Source organism: Marinifilum flexuosum, from assembly GCF_003610555.1.
GTDB lineage: Bacteria > Bacteroidota > Bacteroidia > Bacteroidales > Marinifilaceae > Marinifilum > Marinifilum flexuosum.
The window spans coordinates 60,940-77,558 of sequence record NZ_RAPQ01000015.1 but is presented as its reverse complement, the minus strand read 5'-3'; the positions used below and the strand labels follow the sequence as shown (position 1 = coordinate 77,558).

Annotated in this window: 15 protein-coding genes; 5 read left to right on the top strand and 10 right to left on the bottom strand. The window is 34.5% G+C overall.

Going from position 1 to position 16,619, the window contains the following annotated elements:
* Positions 1–12 precede the first annotated feature (12 nt).
* On the bottom strand, positions 13–1,023 hold the full coding sequence (locus tag BXY64_RS21045; RefSeq protein ID WP_120241946.1) for a DUF6794 domain-containing protein: 1,011 nt from the start codon (positions 1,021–1,023) through the stop codon (positions 13–15).
* 669 nt (positions 1,024–1,692) lie between these two features.
* Between BXY64_RS21045 and BXY64_RS21040 the strand changes: the two genes are divergently transcribed.
* The 3 genes from BXY64_RS21040 to BXY64_RS21030 all read left to right on the top strand — a co-directional run bounded on the left by BXY64_RS21040 (position 1,693) and on the right by BXY64_RS21030 (position 4,552).
* Complete coding sequence (locus BXY64_RS21040) at positions 1,693–2,439, top strand: hypothetical protein (protein WP_120241945.1); 747 nt, start codon at positions 1,693–1,695, stop codon at positions 2,437–2,439.
* A gap of 736 nt (positions 2,440–3,175) precedes the next feature.
* Positions 3,176–4,357 carry a PAS domain-containing sensor histidine kinase gene (locus tag BXY64_RS21035; protein ID WP_120241944.1) on the top strand — a complete coding sequence of 394 codons (1,182 nt, stop codon included), beginning with the start codon at positions 3,176–3,178 and terminating at the stop codon, positions 4,355–4,357.
* Between the two features lie 45 nt (positions 4,358–4,402).
* Positions 4,403–4,552 carry a PspC domain-containing protein gene (locus tag BXY64_RS21030; RefSeq protein ID WP_120241943.1) on the top strand — a complete coding sequence of 50 codons (150 nt, stop codon included), beginning with the start codon at positions 4,403–4,405 and terminating at the stop codon, positions 4,550–4,552.
* A gap of 200 nt (positions 4,553–4,752) precedes the next feature.
* Here BXY64_RS21030 and BXY64_RS21025 read toward each other — a convergent pair whose 3' ends face one another.
* From BXY64_RS21025 to BXY64_RS20995, 7 genes are all read right to left on the bottom strand, one after another.
* Positions 4,753–5,613 (bottom strand): hypothetical protein, encoded by an 861-nt coding sequence (locus tag BXY64_RS21025; protein WP_147376074.1) that lies wholly within the window; start codon positions 5,611–5,613, stop codon positions 4,753–4,755.
* Positions 5,614–5,689: 76 nt separating this feature from the next.
* Positions 5,690–7,603 (bottom strand): DUF4139 domain-containing protein, encoded by a 1,914-nt coding sequence (locus BXY64_RS21020; RefSeq protein ID WP_120241941.1) that lies wholly within the window; start codon positions 7,601–7,603, stop codon positions 5,690–5,692.
* 68 nt (positions 7,604–7,671) lie between these two features.
* Positions 7,672–9,309 carry an energy transducer TonB gene (locus BXY64_RS21015; RefSeq protein WP_120241940.1) on the bottom strand — a complete coding sequence of 546 codons (1,638 nt, stop codon included), beginning with the start codon at positions 9,307–9,309 and terminating at the stop codon, positions 7,672–7,674.
* Positions 9,310–9,560: 251 nt separating this feature from the next.
* Entirely contained in the window at positions 9,561–10,121 is a 561-nt protein-coding gene (locus BXY64_RS21010; RefSeq protein ID WP_120241939.1) for a DUF192 domain-containing protein, read from the bottom strand.
* Positions 10,122–10,262: 141 nt separating this feature from the next.
* Positions 10,263–11,720 carry a sodium:solute symporter family protein gene (locus BXY64_RS21005; protein WP_120241938.1) on the bottom strand — a complete coding sequence of 486 codons (1,458 nt, stop codon included), beginning with the start codon at positions 11,718–11,720 and terminating at the stop codon, positions 10,263–10,265.
* A gap of 15 nt (positions 11,721–11,735) precedes the next feature.
* Positions 11,736–12,614 carry a zinc-dependent peptidase gene (locus tag BXY64_RS21000; protein WP_120241937.1) on the bottom strand — a complete coding sequence of 293 codons (879 nt, stop codon included), beginning with the start codon at positions 12,612–12,614 and terminating at the stop codon, positions 11,736–11,738.
* Positions 12,615–12,628: 14 nt separating this feature from the next.
* Positions 12,629–13,165 (bottom strand): GNAT family N-acetyltransferase, encoded by a 537-nt coding sequence (locus BXY64_RS20995; RefSeq protein ID WP_120241936.1) that lies wholly within the window; start codon positions 13,163–13,165, stop codon positions 12,629–12,631.
* A 195-nt stretch (positions 13,166–13,360) separates the two neighbouring features.
* Between BXY64_RS20995 and BXY64_RS20990 the strand changes: the two genes are divergently transcribed.
* Positions 13,361–14,248, top strand: coding sequence for a phosphatidylserine decarboxylase (locus BXY64_RS20990; protein WP_120241935.1), 888 nt, complete (start codon positions 13,361–13,363; stop codon positions 14,246–14,248).
* A gap of 8 nt (positions 14,249–14,256) precedes the next feature.
* Here the strand turns inward: BXY64_RS20990 and BXY64_RS20985 are convergent, their stop codons facing one another.
* A complete protein-coding gene (locus tag BXY64_RS20985; protein WP_120241934.1) occupies positions 14,257–14,745 on the bottom strand; it encodes a hypothetical protein in 489 nt (162 codons plus the stop codon).
* A gap of 278 nt (positions 14,746–15,023) precedes the next feature.
* On the opposite strand from BXY64_RS20985, the gene BXY64_RS20980 reads away from it, so the two are divergent.
* Entirely contained in the window at positions 15,024–15,806 is a 783-nt protein-coding gene (locus BXY64_RS20980; protein ID WP_147376073.1) for a hypothetical protein, read from the top strand.
* Between the two features lie 131 nt (positions 15,807–15,937).
* On the opposite strand, the gene BXY64_RS20975 is transcribed toward BXY64_RS20980, so the two are convergent.
* Complete coding sequence (locus BXY64_RS20975; RefSeq protein WP_147376072.1) at positions 15,938–16,516, bottom strand: hypothetical protein; 579 nt, start codon at positions 16,514–16,516, stop codon at positions 15,938–15,940.
* Between the last annotated feature and the right edge of the window lie 103 nt (positions 16,517–16,619).

Sequence of the window (16,619 nt, the reverse complement as noted above, 5' to 3'; positions counted from 1 at the left end):
GCTTAGGTAAAATCATTCTTTATTAAAGATTTTTATAAGTGCTTTTTCTCTGATTTCATATGCAGTTGACTTCAGTTTATACAATTCATCTTTTGTCAATTGCTTCCAACCAAAATGAAAGTCATAAATCCATACTTTATTAGATTTCGAGTTGCTTTGAATATGAACACATCCTGGCATATTGTTTTCATTTAAAGTGTATAATATGACCATATCAAATTCTAGTTTTCTTGATCCTTTGGGGTAGATGTCTTTTGATGGTGCTGAGTTAACTTTCCAATAGATTTGATAATATTCAATTTGCTTCTCTAAGGCTATCTCTTTTCCATTCAAATGACGATGATAGCTATCCAAAATTATTCCAGTCATATCATCTGGATGAGATACTCCTTTTTCATTGAAATATTTTGATAATCTTGAGCCTCCCCATAGTTGCCAATTATTTCTCATCCACCTTCCAAATCCGATATGAGTTCTTCCGGTAAATTCATCTTCAGTCCATGATTTAATTTCTGTTTTTGTTGAATCAGCCCAAAACTCATTTATTCTCCTAAAACAGTCTTCTAAATCTTTTGGTATATATACTCCCCGAATAGTATCTGTTGTATATCGAACCAAGTCTTCATTTGCCCAATTATTTTCAATTTTTTTGAAAGGTTCAATAATTTCAATTTCATTCACATTTACTCCAATTAAGGATTTTTTGAATGCTATAAGAATAATTGATTGTTGGTGTTTATTATTTGAGATTCCTCGGTTAATCAGGTATTTTCTAAGTACTGACCTTTTGTTTTTACTCGAAGTCCAATCATAAATGATTCTGTAATCTCCTTTCCATGGGTAGCACAATTGAAATAAATAACTATCTTTTGTCTCTACAATAATGTTTTTCAAACTATCTGAGCAATCAGTTTGTAATCTGGTAATTGCTTCTTTTATGTCTTTTGGGGTCTTTCTTTTCTGTCCATATGATAATTGACCAAGAATGAGCACAAGGATGAATATTGTGATTAGTTTTCTCATTTGATTGTATCTAATTTATTTAGATTTGTACTCATTTTTTATTTCAGATTAAAACGGTACACAATACATACCAATAGAGGCTGTATTGTGCACATTTATATTTAATAATCATCGAATCTACACATCTTCCTTCATCATTCCAAAGAAACCATTATTGTTTAATCTTTTTAAAGCTTAATTTTGAAGCCATATAAATTATGAAATGTATTTTGTGCATTGTAAAAGAATTTGTGAATTGTGCCAGATGTTGTCTGTTGTTTAGAATTCGTGTAGTCTGAATAATCCTATGATTCTTTTATTTTTTAATGGTGTAAGAATATTATTGGTTTTCTCATGAAATTTGGATTAGGTAAGGCTAGTGTCTTGTAAGTGACTGAAAAATAAGGATAGGAAAATTGTTGAGATAAAAATAAATTTTGCATAAAAATTAAAAAAAAATGAATCGGCTTAAACGAGCATGAGCAGAGGGATAAGTGGGTGTATTAAACATAGAAAGTTGGCTTTTATAAATAAAAAATCAGCAAAAAGCTTTTTTTTAAATAAATTTATTTATAGCTTAGTTATTGTTATCGTAAAATTGAGAATTGACTCGTCTCAGTTGTTTAAATTTATCTTTTTTGGAGAAGGATTTGTGGAGAAGGATAATATTAATCTTTTAAATGTATTATTATGTCTGATCAACAAAGTTTACTGGATCATCTGGAAGAAATTAATGCAGTACCCGAAGAAAATGTCAAGTATTGCGATATTCCCTACTGGATTTTTATTGGAGAGGCCGAATCGTTGCATTCTCGTGCTACGCAAGATTTACCTATGCTACAGGCCTTTAATTTTGATGCTACAAAGCTGGAACGTTTGTTAAGCCTTACTGGAGCCATGCGTACGGCACAGGCCAATTGGGAAACCAAGCAAACCCTAAAACAAGTGGCCATTGAAAACTGGAGAAAAGAGGCTCCTATTATGTACGAACTTCATAACGAGCTGATCGATTTTATGGAATTTGCTTTCCGAAATCGTGAGGATTTGCTAAAACGCTTATCGGCCATTAAAGAAGGTGATTCGAAAGCAGATACCATTCAGGATATGGCAAGCCTATCGGTATTGGGGAAAGACAATTTGGAATTGCTAACGGCCGTTAATTTTGAGATTGAAAAATTGGATAAAGCAGCCGAAATTGCCGATAGAATGGGAACCTTGTTGGGTGAGGTGAATGGTAAAAGGTATTTTGAGGATGACATTAAACTGACCCGAGACCGATGCTTTACTCTTTTGCGAGAGGTAGTTGGTGAGATTCGGGATTACGGTAAGTTTGTATTCCGAAATAATCAAGAAAAACGTCAGGCTTACGTTAGTAAATACAATCGTGAGCGAATGATTGCTTATCGTAAAGCTAAGGCTGCGGAAGCGAATTTATAGCCCAATTAAGTATGAAATAGTTTTGCAATTTTTTTATTAATAATTTGCAGTTATAGTTGTAATATGGAGAGTAGTAGTACTCTCCATTTTTATTGAATAGATCTTCTATGTTTCTGCACAGAAAGGAGGTATCTCCGCACGCTCAGTAAGCTTTTCCGCACACCAAGAAATTTGTTTTGCACAGCAAAGTATCTCTTCCGCACACTTTAGAAGTGTTTCCGCACGCAAGTTTTTTTATTCCGCACGCAGAGTTGTTTCTTCTGAAAGCCCAGGAAGTGCTTCTGCACATAAAGGCGAGACTTCCGCACGTCCAGAAATTTATTCCGCACGCATGGGAAAGTCTTCCGCACACCAAAAGAGGTGTTGTCTCTTCGTGCGGAAGTATTCAAATTGGGTGCGGAACTACTGGTTTTGCGTGCGTAAATGAAATCTCCGCTTTCTGAAGCTTTGAATTTTATTACGGAAAGTACACCAAGTAGTGCGGAAGGGATTTTTCGGTTACAGTCTCAAATTTTGTGTTAAGAATTAAAAACGAAATGTTTCGAGAGAGCCAGGTAAAAGACGTTTAGTTCATAGTTAGTAAGCCTGGGAGGCGCATGTTATATACGACTTGCTAAAAATTTTTGTTTTCTCCAGAATAAGGCAGTTGATCAACGATTCGTATGCACTGGTAAGAATCCTTTTTGTTTAACTAATATTAAAAGTATATTCAACCAACTAATTCTTAATAATCTGTATGAGGAGAATCATTCAAATAATACGCATATTCTTTTCCATTCTTAGGAAGAACAAGTTCATTTATCCGGAAGATTGTTTGATATGTAATGGAGGATACAGAAAGGATATGTATTTAAATCTGTTTAAAAATTCCTCGGTAGGCCTATATCAAACTACACCTGCAGGTAAAATTCTTTCTGCAAATCCTGCATTGATTAAGATGTTGGAATTCGATTCTGTTGAAAGTATTCAAAAAAGAGATTTGTCGAAAGGAAGTTATGTGGATCCTAATAAGAGAGAATTATTTAAAGAGATTTTAGAAAGGGATGGGGAGGTTATTAATTTTGAATCGGAATGGTATACAAAATCTGGTAAAATTCTTTATGTAAGAGAAGGTGCCAGGGCTATAAAAGACCGCACAGGTGAGATTGTTCGATACGACGGTGCTGTTGAGAATATTACAGATTTAATATTAATACAGCAGGAATTAACCAAGGCAAAGAATGAGGCTGAAGAAGCAAATCGATTAAAATCTGCTTTTCTTGCTAATATGAGTCATGAAATTCGCACGCCAATGAACAGTATACTAGGTTTTTCGGAGCTCTTGGAGGAGCCTGATTTATCGGAGTATCAGCAACGGAGATTTTTTAGCATCATTAGAGAAAGTGGAGAGAGAATGTTGAAAACAATTAATGAAATTATGGACATTTCAAAAATTGAGGCAGGTTGTTGTGAACTTCATTTTGAGAAGATTGATATTGATCATTTACTAAGAGGTATTTTTGAGTTATTTAAAAGTGAAGCGGAAAATAAAGGCTTAGAATTGTCTTTTAAGCAAGAATTGTCTGAGGAAGATTTTCTTATTCTGTCCGATGAAGAAAAGTTAAGGTCGATAATTACCAATTTGCTTCAAAATGCGATTAAATATACCAATAATGGTAGTGTTTCATTGGTTTGTTCAAAGAGTAATTCTATGATTGAAATTAAAGTAGAGGATACAGGAATTGGGATTGAAAAGCACAAACAAGCCATGATATTTGAATATTTTACCCGCGCAGCAGAAGATTCTGACTTGGTTTGTGATGGATCAGGATTGGGTTTATCTATTGCGAAATCTTATGCCAAAATGATTGGTGGACGCATTGGGGTTGATTCGGTGTTTGGTGTGGGTTCCAAGTTTTTCTTGTCACTACCAATCTAAAAATAAAAATTGTAACTTGGGTAAAAAATATAAAAAGTAAGAAATATGATTTTAGGAGTATCAGAATGGCTCAGTGGGAAATTAGGCTGGGATGTGTCGTTTATAAGAGTTGCATTTGTAGTATCGGTTTTGCTTTTTGGAGTGGGAATTGGTCTGTATCTAATTTTATGGCTGGTAAAAATGTTCTCGAATTAGTTTAGATAAAATAATCAGCCAGTTCATACACATGGCGCATAAGAGACACTGTTTATACGTGTCTTTTTTTGTGATGAATTATTTCTATACTATTATTCAATATGAAGATAATTGAGCTATTTATACAATAGTAAAGCCAAGGTATTGCCTTGGCTCTTTTTGTAAATATCGTTTTAATGCTTTTAGAATTGCATAGCTTGCTATTGTTTGGTTTCAACTCTAATGACTCCTCTGGCGCCATTGGTTCCGTAAAGAGATGTTTGTGGATTGTTTGGTTTTAAGATTTCAAATTTTACAACATCCTCTTTGGTGTATTTGTTTAGTTCATCAAATTTAGCAGGCTTGTGATTGATAATCAATGCAGGATATTTCCAATGATCCGTTTTCTTGCCAATATTCAATTTTCTTTTGATTTTCCTTTCGGCCATCACATAAAAATCAGTCTTTTCGGCTTTATCATCCAGGAATCGTTCAATCCTAAGCGATGACATTCCCCAACTGTATCCACCAACAGGAAGTGAGTTCAAAAAAGTATTATACAACTCTTTAGAGTTTACAGCCTGATGCATGTCATCAAGAAATTGTAAAAGAGATTTACAATCTTCGCTTCTGTCTGAACTTGGCGACCAGTAGCTAACAACTTTGTATTTATTTTTTGTGGCAATTTCGATGTATATAAAACTACCATCTATGCCTCTAAAACTATCATCTTTTAACTTGTGCATGTTGTTGGCATCAAAAGATGTCAATAATGCTTTTGAGATATCTTCTCCGAATTTGTGGGAAGTAGATACAAAATCAGTTCCTCCTGTTCGTATTATAAATTCGGAGGAAAACGTGTTGTTACAGCTCAGGTTGAATATTTCATGTCTTTTCCAAATTCTAATGTTCAAGGAATCTTTAGAGCTTTTCAGATCTTTAAAATGAAATCGCTCTAGTTGCTCGGGTAAACGTTTTACAAACCAGTTAACTGCTGAGGTTTCTGGAATTTCAATTTTCTTTTGAGCTGACAAGGCATTAAATGCGAGTAGTATAATTAGAGTTAATCTAATGTGTTTCATATGGGAATATTGTTTTTTGATGTGTACTTGTTTGGCATCTTGAAGATGCTTGAACTATTTTTAAACTTAGCAGGTTTTACTCGACCACTAAATTGCGATATTTCGGATATTTCACTGAATACCATAGTTCTACTTCCTTATTGTTCCCTGGATCCAGATCGAACAGCCACTTAATTTCACCTGTTTCCTTATTGTGTTTGGCATTGCTAAGGTTTAGAATGTTAATTTCGATATCCGAAATCGAGGAAACAGGAACCTGATCCATAAGTACCAGCTTAATTTTCTGATTCTTGTTGTTCTTCACCGTGCATTTCCAGGCAATGGTTTCCTCTTTCTTTTTGGCCAATATTTTTTTCGACGAAAAATCCTTTACTTTTTCTCTGTTCACACTCACTTGTTTGTCAATTCCTAAGGATATCTGCAATGTATCATTTGCTTTTCGCAGATCTAAAAGACTTTTCCCAATGTAAGTATCCTCGAAAAATACATTGGCTTCACCATCGAGCAGGTTGTATTTTTCCCAATCCATGATATTAGCCAAAAGGAATGCATTCTTGTCGATTTTAGGAATGCAATAGTATTCGTAAACGGCAGGGATTTCGTACTCAGCCATATTAATGGCAAAATTGGCATTACCCGATTTAATGGAATAGGCACGCTTGATTTGGAAACTAACAGAGGTTTTGCTTTCTACCTGGTCAACCGAAATGGGAATGCTCCTCATTTCGTGTTTTTTTAATATTGGAGCCCGTTTAATCGATACGCCTGCAACTTGTCCTTGCAAATCAGGAAAGTTGGGTTTGTCATAGTCTTCCATTTCTAATTCATCTGATACGCCGAAAGCTGTTACTACCACTTCATCTAAACCTACAGATGATGATTCAAGTGATACGTTCATTGTAGAACCTGTAATTGGAAGAGTTTGAGTATTCATACCAACAAATGAATACTCCAAATGGTTGGCATTGTTGGGGATGGTAATGGAGTAATTTCCATCGAAATCGGTACTTGTACCAATGGTAGTTCCTCTAACAATTACACTTACACCTGGCAATCCCAAACCATCTTCTTGAGCAATTACCTTACCTGTTATAAGGTTTGAACTGATGCTGTACACGGGCGGTTTGCTGTAATAATCCAGGTAATAGGTAATCAACTTAGGCGCAACACCCGAAGTGTTTGGATCGGCAGAGGAGAAGGTCAACTTTACATTTTTCCAGTCAACGCGAGTATTTTGGGTTACATTGGCTTTGTATACTAGCTCAATTGGTTCGTTAATATTATTGGCCCTGATATCGTAAGTTGGAAACCATCCTGCATTGTTCACCAAATAGCTTAGTTCCATAGGAAAAGACTTGGCTACTTTTGCATCTACCTTTATCAGCACTTCACCTGTAGGATATTCCTTTTCGCTACTCAAATTGCGCATCTGATTTTCAATATCGAGTTTCTTTTTGTGAAGATCACGTAAAGTATTTCTTCTTTCGATTTGCTTTAACTTCAGCGAAGTAAGTTTCTTGCTGTAATAATCGGCAGTTTGTTGCAAATTGCTTAATGATACTTGCTCATTTTTGCCACCGATTTCTCGATTGTCTTTCAAAAAATCAAGTTCTTCACCAATTACCGATAAGTGTGCATTCTCCAATTCAATCTTTAAGCGTATTTGTTCCAGATTTTCTTGCAAAGACTTTAATTCTTCTGATTTTTTCGACTTGCTAAGGTGATTCAGCTGGTGGTTTACCGATAAAACGGTTAACTCTCCTTTGGCTTTGAATTGAATGCTTTTGGCATCGATAAAAGGGGAGAGGTTCACAAACTTGATCAGTGTTTTGCCTTTGGCAAGTTTTACATCCTTGTTACGATGAACCTGGGCACCATCAAGAAAAACGGTGGCTTCCTTCACTTCACTTATTACTTCTTGTTCTGCGATTTCCTGAGCAAACAGATTGCTGAAAATCAGACTGAAAATTAAAATGCTGATTGTTCTCATAATATAAGTTTTCTTGAAGGATGCAATCCTATCAGGAATTCCATAAAAGAATTTGAAAAAATATCGAATTAAAATCTATTATTGAATGTTGGAGTTGGTGGCGGTGTGAATTTAGGTCCTGTGTTAAAATGATTAAAGTGGTTAAAATGATTGAAATAATAACGTGTAGGTTTTCTGTAAAATCGAAGAATGCTAAATTCGAATGGTAAAATAAACTCACAAAACTGTTTCTTTTTGTTATGCTTATAAGGTTTAAATTTATTGAGAGTCATATTTGGTATTGATTCATCTCCTAATAAAAACTCATGTATCATACTATCTAATTGCGGATGGATTTTATTTAAAATTTTACAATCCACCATATGGCCTTTTTTATTGATTCGAATTAATGCCAGAATAATTCCCTGAGCGTTCATACTTATGGCTTCATCGCAGTTATTATCTGATAAAATATAATCTAAGTTGGTCTGCAGTTTTTTAATTCTAAATTTATAATTGGGATCTGTAATTTGATAAATTGTATCCTTGTTTTCTATTCTGTACGATGACACCAATTGATTATCCCTATATATTTGATTGTATTTTAAATTTCTATATTGATCTGTTATTTGAATGCTCCCATTAGTTTTTTCTTTTAGAATATTATTGCCACTCGCATTTACTAAAGAATCATATGTAATGGTTTTTACCCATGGATTTAAGCTGTCTTTTTTTAAGAATTTGCATTGATAACAATTAAGCAGTGATCCATTTTGCTTGTAGTTCTTAACTTTTTTTAGCTTGTTGTTTTTATAGAAAATTCTTTGTCTTACCGTCCCATCAATATTATAAGCTATTAACTCTCCATCTTTTACATTGGGATAAAATGAACTAAAATGTGCAGTGTATAATTTCACTTCGTTTTTGAAGTAATCAAATATCCAGATTGAATCGTTTTGCTGACTTATGTAGGCATGATACTTTGCTTTTTCTGTACTATAAGTTTCTGTCCAGAATTCATCATAGAGAACGGGTTGAAAATTTTTTGCTTTACTTCTGTATTCAGCATATTTTATTAACGAAATTGTGTTTTCGAATTTGTATTTGTCAACTTGGATTTTTTTCTTGAGGTAGGGGATATGTCCGAAATATTGAAGGGCTTTACTCTTGAATCTGTCACGGTTTCTAGGGAATTCATCCCAAATCATTTTATCTTTTTCTTTGATCAGGAAAATTTCTTGAATTCCATTATTGTCAAATAAGTCAAATTCAAAACTTGATTTGAATTGATATAGTTTAGCATATGTATTTCCATCGAACTCTGTAATAAATTGAACAAATTGTGGTTTGGTTTTTAATTTGCCACGCCAATAGTAATTGGAAACTACAAAAAAGGAATCTACACCAATTACGAAATTTTTTACCAAGTCGGGTGTTAGTTTTTTTCTGCCCAGAGACATGTTTTCCTTGAAGTAGATTTTCTTGTTTTCAAACTTGATAAAGCCTTCTACTTTATTGCCTATTGAGTCATAATAATGTCCCATTTCATAAGAGTCCGAATAATGAACTTTGCTTAATTTTTTTTCAGGAGCATAACTTAAAGGATCAAGGTATCCATGAATCGCTTGTCCGTTGATGTCGTAATGTAGTCCTACTTGTTGTTGAGAGAATGAGTTATTTGCCAGTGACAATAAAACTAGCAACAGGAATAAATTTAGGTTTTTCATTTAGATGGTTAGTCTGTTATTGTTTCTAGTAATCCATATTTTTGATTAAGATCACAATGTATTTAAAAGATTAAACTAAACAAAATGGAATGGGTGTAAATAAATATTAGTAAGCATGTACTTATTCTTAAGTATCGGATGGATTATAAAAAAAATAGAGCCGAGTCTTTTACTGGGCTCTATCTTTATTTCCTGAGGTTTTATACTGTAAATAATAGATTTGACAGAATAATCGGGATTTTTTTCGAAGATTATTGAGTTCGTTTGAAATTCATTATATCACCTTCCTCAATATCAAATTTGTCGCAAAATCCACCAATCACCTCAACTACATATTTTGCCTTTTTAATAGATGGAATATTCTGTTCCGATAAAGGCACGGCGCGTTCATGAATTCGTACAATTTCAAAATTGCTGTTCACATAGATGATATCCAAAGAAATATAGGTTTCTTTCATCCAGAAATCCTGTGTTTTTTCAATATCCATAATAAACAACATTCCTTGTTGATCACTCATAGAATATCGGTACATTAAACCTTGGGCCGTTTCGGCTAAACCTTCCGCAATTTCAATATCTATGGTTTTGATTGTTGAGTTGTTCTGCTTACTAATAAAAGATAGTTCACCTTCTTTTGTGAAAGGAATTTCCAATTTCTGACTGTCTTTTTTTGCAGATCGTTTGGAAAAGTTTGGCTGAGCTGCCAAGAAAATCAATGCGATACCTATTGTAATAAGAGCAATGATTTGGAATAATGAGGTTTTCCTTTTTGATGATTTTCTTTTCCTATTTTTTTTGTTTGCTTGTTTCATGTGTTACTACAGTATTTATTTATCTTAATCCCGAAGGGATTACATGTTTCTAGTATCCAAATGCATTCTATAATTCGACCCCATCGGGCTTGTATTGCTCTAAATTTACTTATGCTATAAACATATGAACCCTATAGATTTTTATTGCTTTTCGAGCATTCCTGCCTTTTTAATAAAGTTTTCTGCTTTTTCTTGTTCCACTTTGGTTGAAAGACTCACGATAATAAAAATCAAAGCTGAACCAATCATTCCATAAGCCGCTTGTTGTACAGAGGCAATTTCCCAGGCAGTTGGTAAGTTTACACCTAATGCCACCAACAAATTATAACTTGAAAACAGTAATCCAAAGATAATGGATAAGGTTGCTGCTAAGGAATTTCCTTTTTTCCAGATAAAGGCCAATACCAATGGTACAAAAGCTCCTGTTGCCAGAAAATCGGAACCAATCCAGGTGATTTTTAGGATAGAGCGAATTTCTATGGCAATAAACAATCCAAGTATTGCAATAATTAGAGTGGCAATTTTTCCTACCCACACCATTTCATGGTTTTTGGCTGTTGGCTTGAATCGATTCTTAAAAACATCTACACTCAAAACTAAGGCTCCTGTATTGATCATGGAATCCATGGTTGACATGATGGCTGAGCAAAGCCCTACAAATAGCAATGCTGCCAATCCCATTGGCATATAATCTTGAATAATAGCAGGCACAATTCCTCCTTCGGGTACTGATTCATATATACCTAGGCTAAGCATACCGGTTAGGGTTACCATTAAATATAGAGGTATAAATACAATGAATGCCAAACCCATCATTTTCTTGGCGTCGGTAGGTTGTTTTGCAGCTGATATTCTCTGCCAAATATTGGCCTGTATCATCCATGAACAGCCAAAAGTGATGATGAAAACAAAATTGTTGGAGAGGTTATGAAAGAAGGAAAAGAACTCAGGTTTATTTCTGCTTAACGCGATTTCCTGCACTTTTTCGAATCCACCCGAATGATTGTACGCAAATATGAAAAGCACAATGGCTGCCATTAATAGGAATACAAATTGAATGATGTCGGTTACTACAACACCCTTGAATCCGCCAAAGAAAGAATAAAGCACAACAATACCAGTTCCTATTAATGCTGCAATCTTATAATCTACATCGAAAAAGGACTGAAAGAAATTGCCAATTACAACAGCCTGTGTGGCTACACCCAAAATCATAAAGATTAAAATGAGAATGGAGAGGAGCAAGGCTACAGTTTTGTTGTAGCGCATTTCCATGATTTGTGGCTGTGTAATGGTACCAATTTTACGAATGGCTTTTGAGAAAAGGTACATCAGGAAAGTGGAAAATAGTACAGGCATTCCATAAATCCAGAAGGAGGAAAGTCCCTGGTTGAATCCATGATCTACCAAATCGATAGAAGAACCGCCTCCCCACCAGGATGCGATAAAGGTGATGGCCAATGCCCAAAAAGGCAGTTGACGTCCGGCTAAAAAATAATCTTCGGTGTTTTTACTAGCTTTTGATCGCAAAACAATAAACATGATTCCTGCGAAATAAGCAATTAATAGAAGTATTGAAATATTTTGAAGTTGATTCATTTTTGAATTTTATAATTAATAATGCTGTTTACCGCAGCATTTCTTAAATTTCAACCCGCTTCCGCATGGGCAAGGACTGTTTCTGCTGATGCTATGTTTGGCGCGAAGCAATTTTCTTTGTGACATATTCTGGTTGAAAATCTCTTCCAGCAATTGATATAGTTCCGGATGAGCATTGGCCAATAGCTTTGGTCTTTCGAAAAAGTACTCACTGATTACTGCAAAAAACTCTGCTTTGTTGGTTGCTCCATAAGGGTTGATATCTGATTTTTCTTCGTAGATTTCTTCAATTTTCTTACTGATTAAGTCCAGCCAGGGAATAGAGTACTGCTTTTCCATCAATATGGAAGGAAGGCCATCTATCTTACCGTCCATTTTATCAATAAGGTGTACAAACTCATGGATGGCTGTATTTTTCTTATCCGATTCGTTTGAGAAACCGTGCAATAAAGCAGGTTTCGAAAGAATCATTTTGCCTTCCATATAACCTGTGCCTACCATGCCTAAAATTCTGGCATCTTCAGCTTGTGTTTCAAATTTGTCGTTAAAGCTGTTGGGGTAGAGCAGCACCTCAAACAGATTGGTGTATTTCCAATTGGGAAATTCAAAAACAGGAATAATTGCACTGGCAGCAACCAAAACCCTATCAGTATCATCTACCTCGGTGTGAATTCCGGTAATTCTACAATTCAATAAGAATTCTTGAACCTTATACTCGAATCTGGTTTTTTCTTCAGCTGTTAGGCTATTGTAGAAACTGACTTTTTGGATTAGAATATTTCTCCAATTGCCTGGGAAAGGTTTTTTTGGTGATATCCAGTTTTTATTGGACCATAATTTTTTAAACAATAGATAGGCTAATATGCCTATAGAGAGGATTGCAATGTACTTCATGAAATATGATATTCTTACTTGTTGATTAGACTGTAAATTGTTTCATCCCAATATTTTCCGTTGGTGAAAGAATGTTCTTTTAAGTGCGCTTCTTTTTCGAAACTACGCTTTTCCAATAATTGTATTGATGCCTGATTTCCATCTAAGATGTAAGCATAAATTTTGTGTAATGATAATGATGATTTTCCAAAATGGATGATTTCATCAATAATTTCGGACATAAATCCTTTATTCCAATGTTTTTGCATGATTCCATAACCAATTTCGGCTCTGTTGTGTTCTTTTGAGATGTCAAATAATCCACCATATCCAATATCTTCGCCGGTTTCTTTTAAAGTAAACACCCACCAATAGGCAGTTTTTTTCTTATTGGCCTCTAAAAAGAAATTTAATTTTTCGATTGCCTTAATTTTTGATTGAAATGGTTCCCTAATAATGTATTTTAAACAATCTTTCGAAGAATTAAATTTAAAGACAATGTCTACATCTGTAGATTTCATCTCGCGAATAATCAGTCTTTTACTGTTAAGGATAGGGAAATGTTTATACATGTTTGGACTAATGAATAAAGGTTTATTAAATGAAATAAAAACTAAAGATAGTAAAGTATGTTGAATATGAATTTTCGATTCTAAATAGGGTGAACGATCCGAATTCTTAGATAAATCAACTAAAAGAGCCAACGAATTTGATGATTATTCTTGAAATACTGCTAAATTTGTAGCTTGTATAATTTCAAAACGTTTATGGAGTACATCGAATATATTGAAAGAGAGAGTGGTAAAGTAAAAAAAGAGGTGGTGCCCGGCGAGGGGATGCTTAAATGGCTTTATGGTTCTTTCTTTGGAAAAGCATCGTTGCATGTACTTGTAAAGAGAAAAGTGGTTTCGGCTGTTGGTGGTAGATTCATGAATAGCCGCTTATCTAAAGGACAAATCAAGCGTTTTGTTAAAAAAAATGGAATAGACCTTTCCATTTATCATGAATCAGATAGTAAATCCTATAAGCATTTTAACGATTTCTTCTATCGTAAGATTCAAGATAAGCAACGTCCTATTGGCGATGCCATCGTTTCGCCTGCTGATGGAAAAATTCTTGCATTTTCTTCGCTTAAAGATGTAGAATCGTTTTTTGTAAAAGGATCCGAGTTTTCTATTAATAGCTTTTTGGGGAACAAAAAGTTGGCAGAGAAGTATGTTGATGGGGCAATGGCTATTATTAGATTGGCTCCAGCCGATTATCACCGATATCATTTTCCAGCTGAAGGAATAGCATCAAAATCAAAAAAGATTAAAGGAAAGTATTTTTCGGTTTCGCCTTTGGCTTTAAAGAAAAGTTTAGAAATATTTTGTCAGAATCAACGAGCTTATAGTATTTTAAAAACAAAGGAGTATGGCGATATTTTGATTTCTGAGGTTGGAGCAACTATGGTAGGTAGTATTATACAAACCTACAAGAAAGATGCATTTGTAGAAAAGGGGAGTGAGAAAGGGTACTTTGCTTTTGGTGGATCTACAGTTGTTTTATTCTTCGAGAAGGAAAAAGTTGCTTTCGATGAGGATATTGTTGAAAATACCCGACATGGCTACGAAACTTCAATAAAAATGGGCGAAAATATCGCCCAGAAATTATAGATCTTTTTCTAATTCATCGCACTTAAAAATATTGGAATAAATACGATTACCAATACAGAAATGGTCATTTGCATATAGTAATTGGTTACAAGCAAACCTGAAAGTATTGCCAATTCATCATCTGTATTGGTTTCAATATTTCCGCTAAATGAGTTGGTACAGGCGTTTATTTGTGTATTGTCGTCGCCTAGCATGGCCCATTTCGTGTTCCACATATTATTGTATTTCCAATAGTAATATTTAGAGTCTAAGCTGATTTGAGCTTTTGTCATCCACGAATTGTATTGAATTTCACCAACAAGTTTATCTAATTCGTTATAAACCTCAGTTGATTGCTTAAAGAATCCTTTTGTTTGAAAAGTATACTTCTTCCCATTCATTTCGGCCTCACTGGTTTGTGAAAAGCTACGATTACTTATTGAACCTATTTGTTTACTGCCAGAGTATATTTTGTAAGTAGAACTAAAAAGGCCTTTTTTCCAGTTTAAGGTTTTCATATTGTTTGGTTTTAGTGCTTCAATTCTAAAATTAGTGAATTATGTGCACTTATTTTCGATTTGAGACCTTGATTTGTTAATTCTTCAGAATCAATGCTTGTTTTAAGCGTTATTGGCCTTTCAACCTTTAGCAAAAACAATTTTGGTTCTGAGCAAATCGAATTATCAAAGCTGTATTTTTTTGCTTTCTCTTATAAATTAAAGGGTTTACCAAAATCAAATTGTTTTGGGAGAGAAAAATATGTAACTTAAGTATTATTCACTAAATACTTGCTGAAATGAAAAAGATATTGCTATTGGTTACGTTTGCTCTGTTATGCAGTGTTGGCATGGCACAGCAGGAAAGATTTTTGGTTTTTGATTTTATGAAGGTTGCCGATGACATGGAGAATGATTATTGGGAAACAGAAACCTTCTATGAAAAAATACACGAACAACGCCTAAAAGATGGCGAAATACTGGGGTGGGATCTTTGGTCGCTTAAGCCTGGAGGAAGTGAACAGGGATATCAGTACCTAACTGTTACCATTTACGACGATCCGGTTAAAGCAATGGCAAATGGAGACACTTTTGCCGCAGCCAAGAAGGCATATCCTAATATGTCGGAAGAGGAATTGAAAGCAGAATTGAAGGAAACAGTTGGTTCGCGAGAGTTAAGTAAAAGAATTTTCATGAAAGTAGTTTCGGCTACCGAAGATGACTTTAAAATGGAAGTGGGTACGGTAATGCGAATGAATTTTATGGAAGCTATTGAAGGTAAGTTCGATGAGTATGAAAAGGCTGAAATGGAGTTGTTTTTGCCAATTCATCAGAAAAGAGTAGATGCAAAAACGATGAGTCATTGGAGTTTAGCTCGAGTATTAATGCCTTCGGGAAGTAGTGTGCGTATGACACACATGACTTTCGATATGTTTGAAGGGTACTTGCATTATTTCGATGCTTATGGTAGAAATGAGGTGTTCAATGTCGACGAAGAAACACAAGGCAAAATTGATGAAGCCATGAAACTGAGAGACCTGAATTGGTCTTATATTGGAATTATGAAGAAAACTGTAAAGTAATGAACGGTAAACAATGACCAATGATTAATCAGGTTGTTTGATTATTACATACATTATTGAAACAAATAAACCGTAAAGTAAAAAGGAGATAAATGCAAAAGCATCATCTCCTTTTCTTTCATAGTTAGTGGTTAGTTGGGTATTGTGTTCATTATCACGTACCAACTCCATTCATTGGGATCACCTACACCTACGCTTGGTGTGTATCGGAAAAGCCCAATGTTTTTTCCTCCCTTTAAATATCTATTTACAATAGCCAAGTCGTTAATCGAATTCCAAATATCCTCTAGAGGGTAATCAACTCCTTCTTCAGGGAAAATAATTTGAAACCTCTCGTCGGCAGGTTTTTCGATTTCTTCATCCAGATACAGAAAATTATCAGGATGATATATGTATCTAGGGAATGTTCTTTCTCCTGATCCTGCCCAAACAATACTTCCTTCAAAAATTAATTCTTCTTTGGGTTCGTAGTATAGCGAAATACTTCCAAAGTCTCCAGGAGGAACATAGTCAACACTTATTGGAATGTTAGTAGATTCGTTAAATTCTGAATGAAGAAATATTTCAATGCCTCCCTCAAATTCAAAATCGGTGTAGTTGATCTTTAGCAAAACTACAGAGTTGTCGTGGGTATGATAGATGTATTTATCATCGTCGTCTAGACAACCAGTGAGTAAACCCATTAATAAAATAAATATCCACTTCTTCATCACATCTTTCTTTTAGAGTTATACTAGCCTGACTACAACAAAAATAGTACCTAAATTATAGATGCATTTGTCGTTTTCCAGACCATTTATACAATTAAATGAT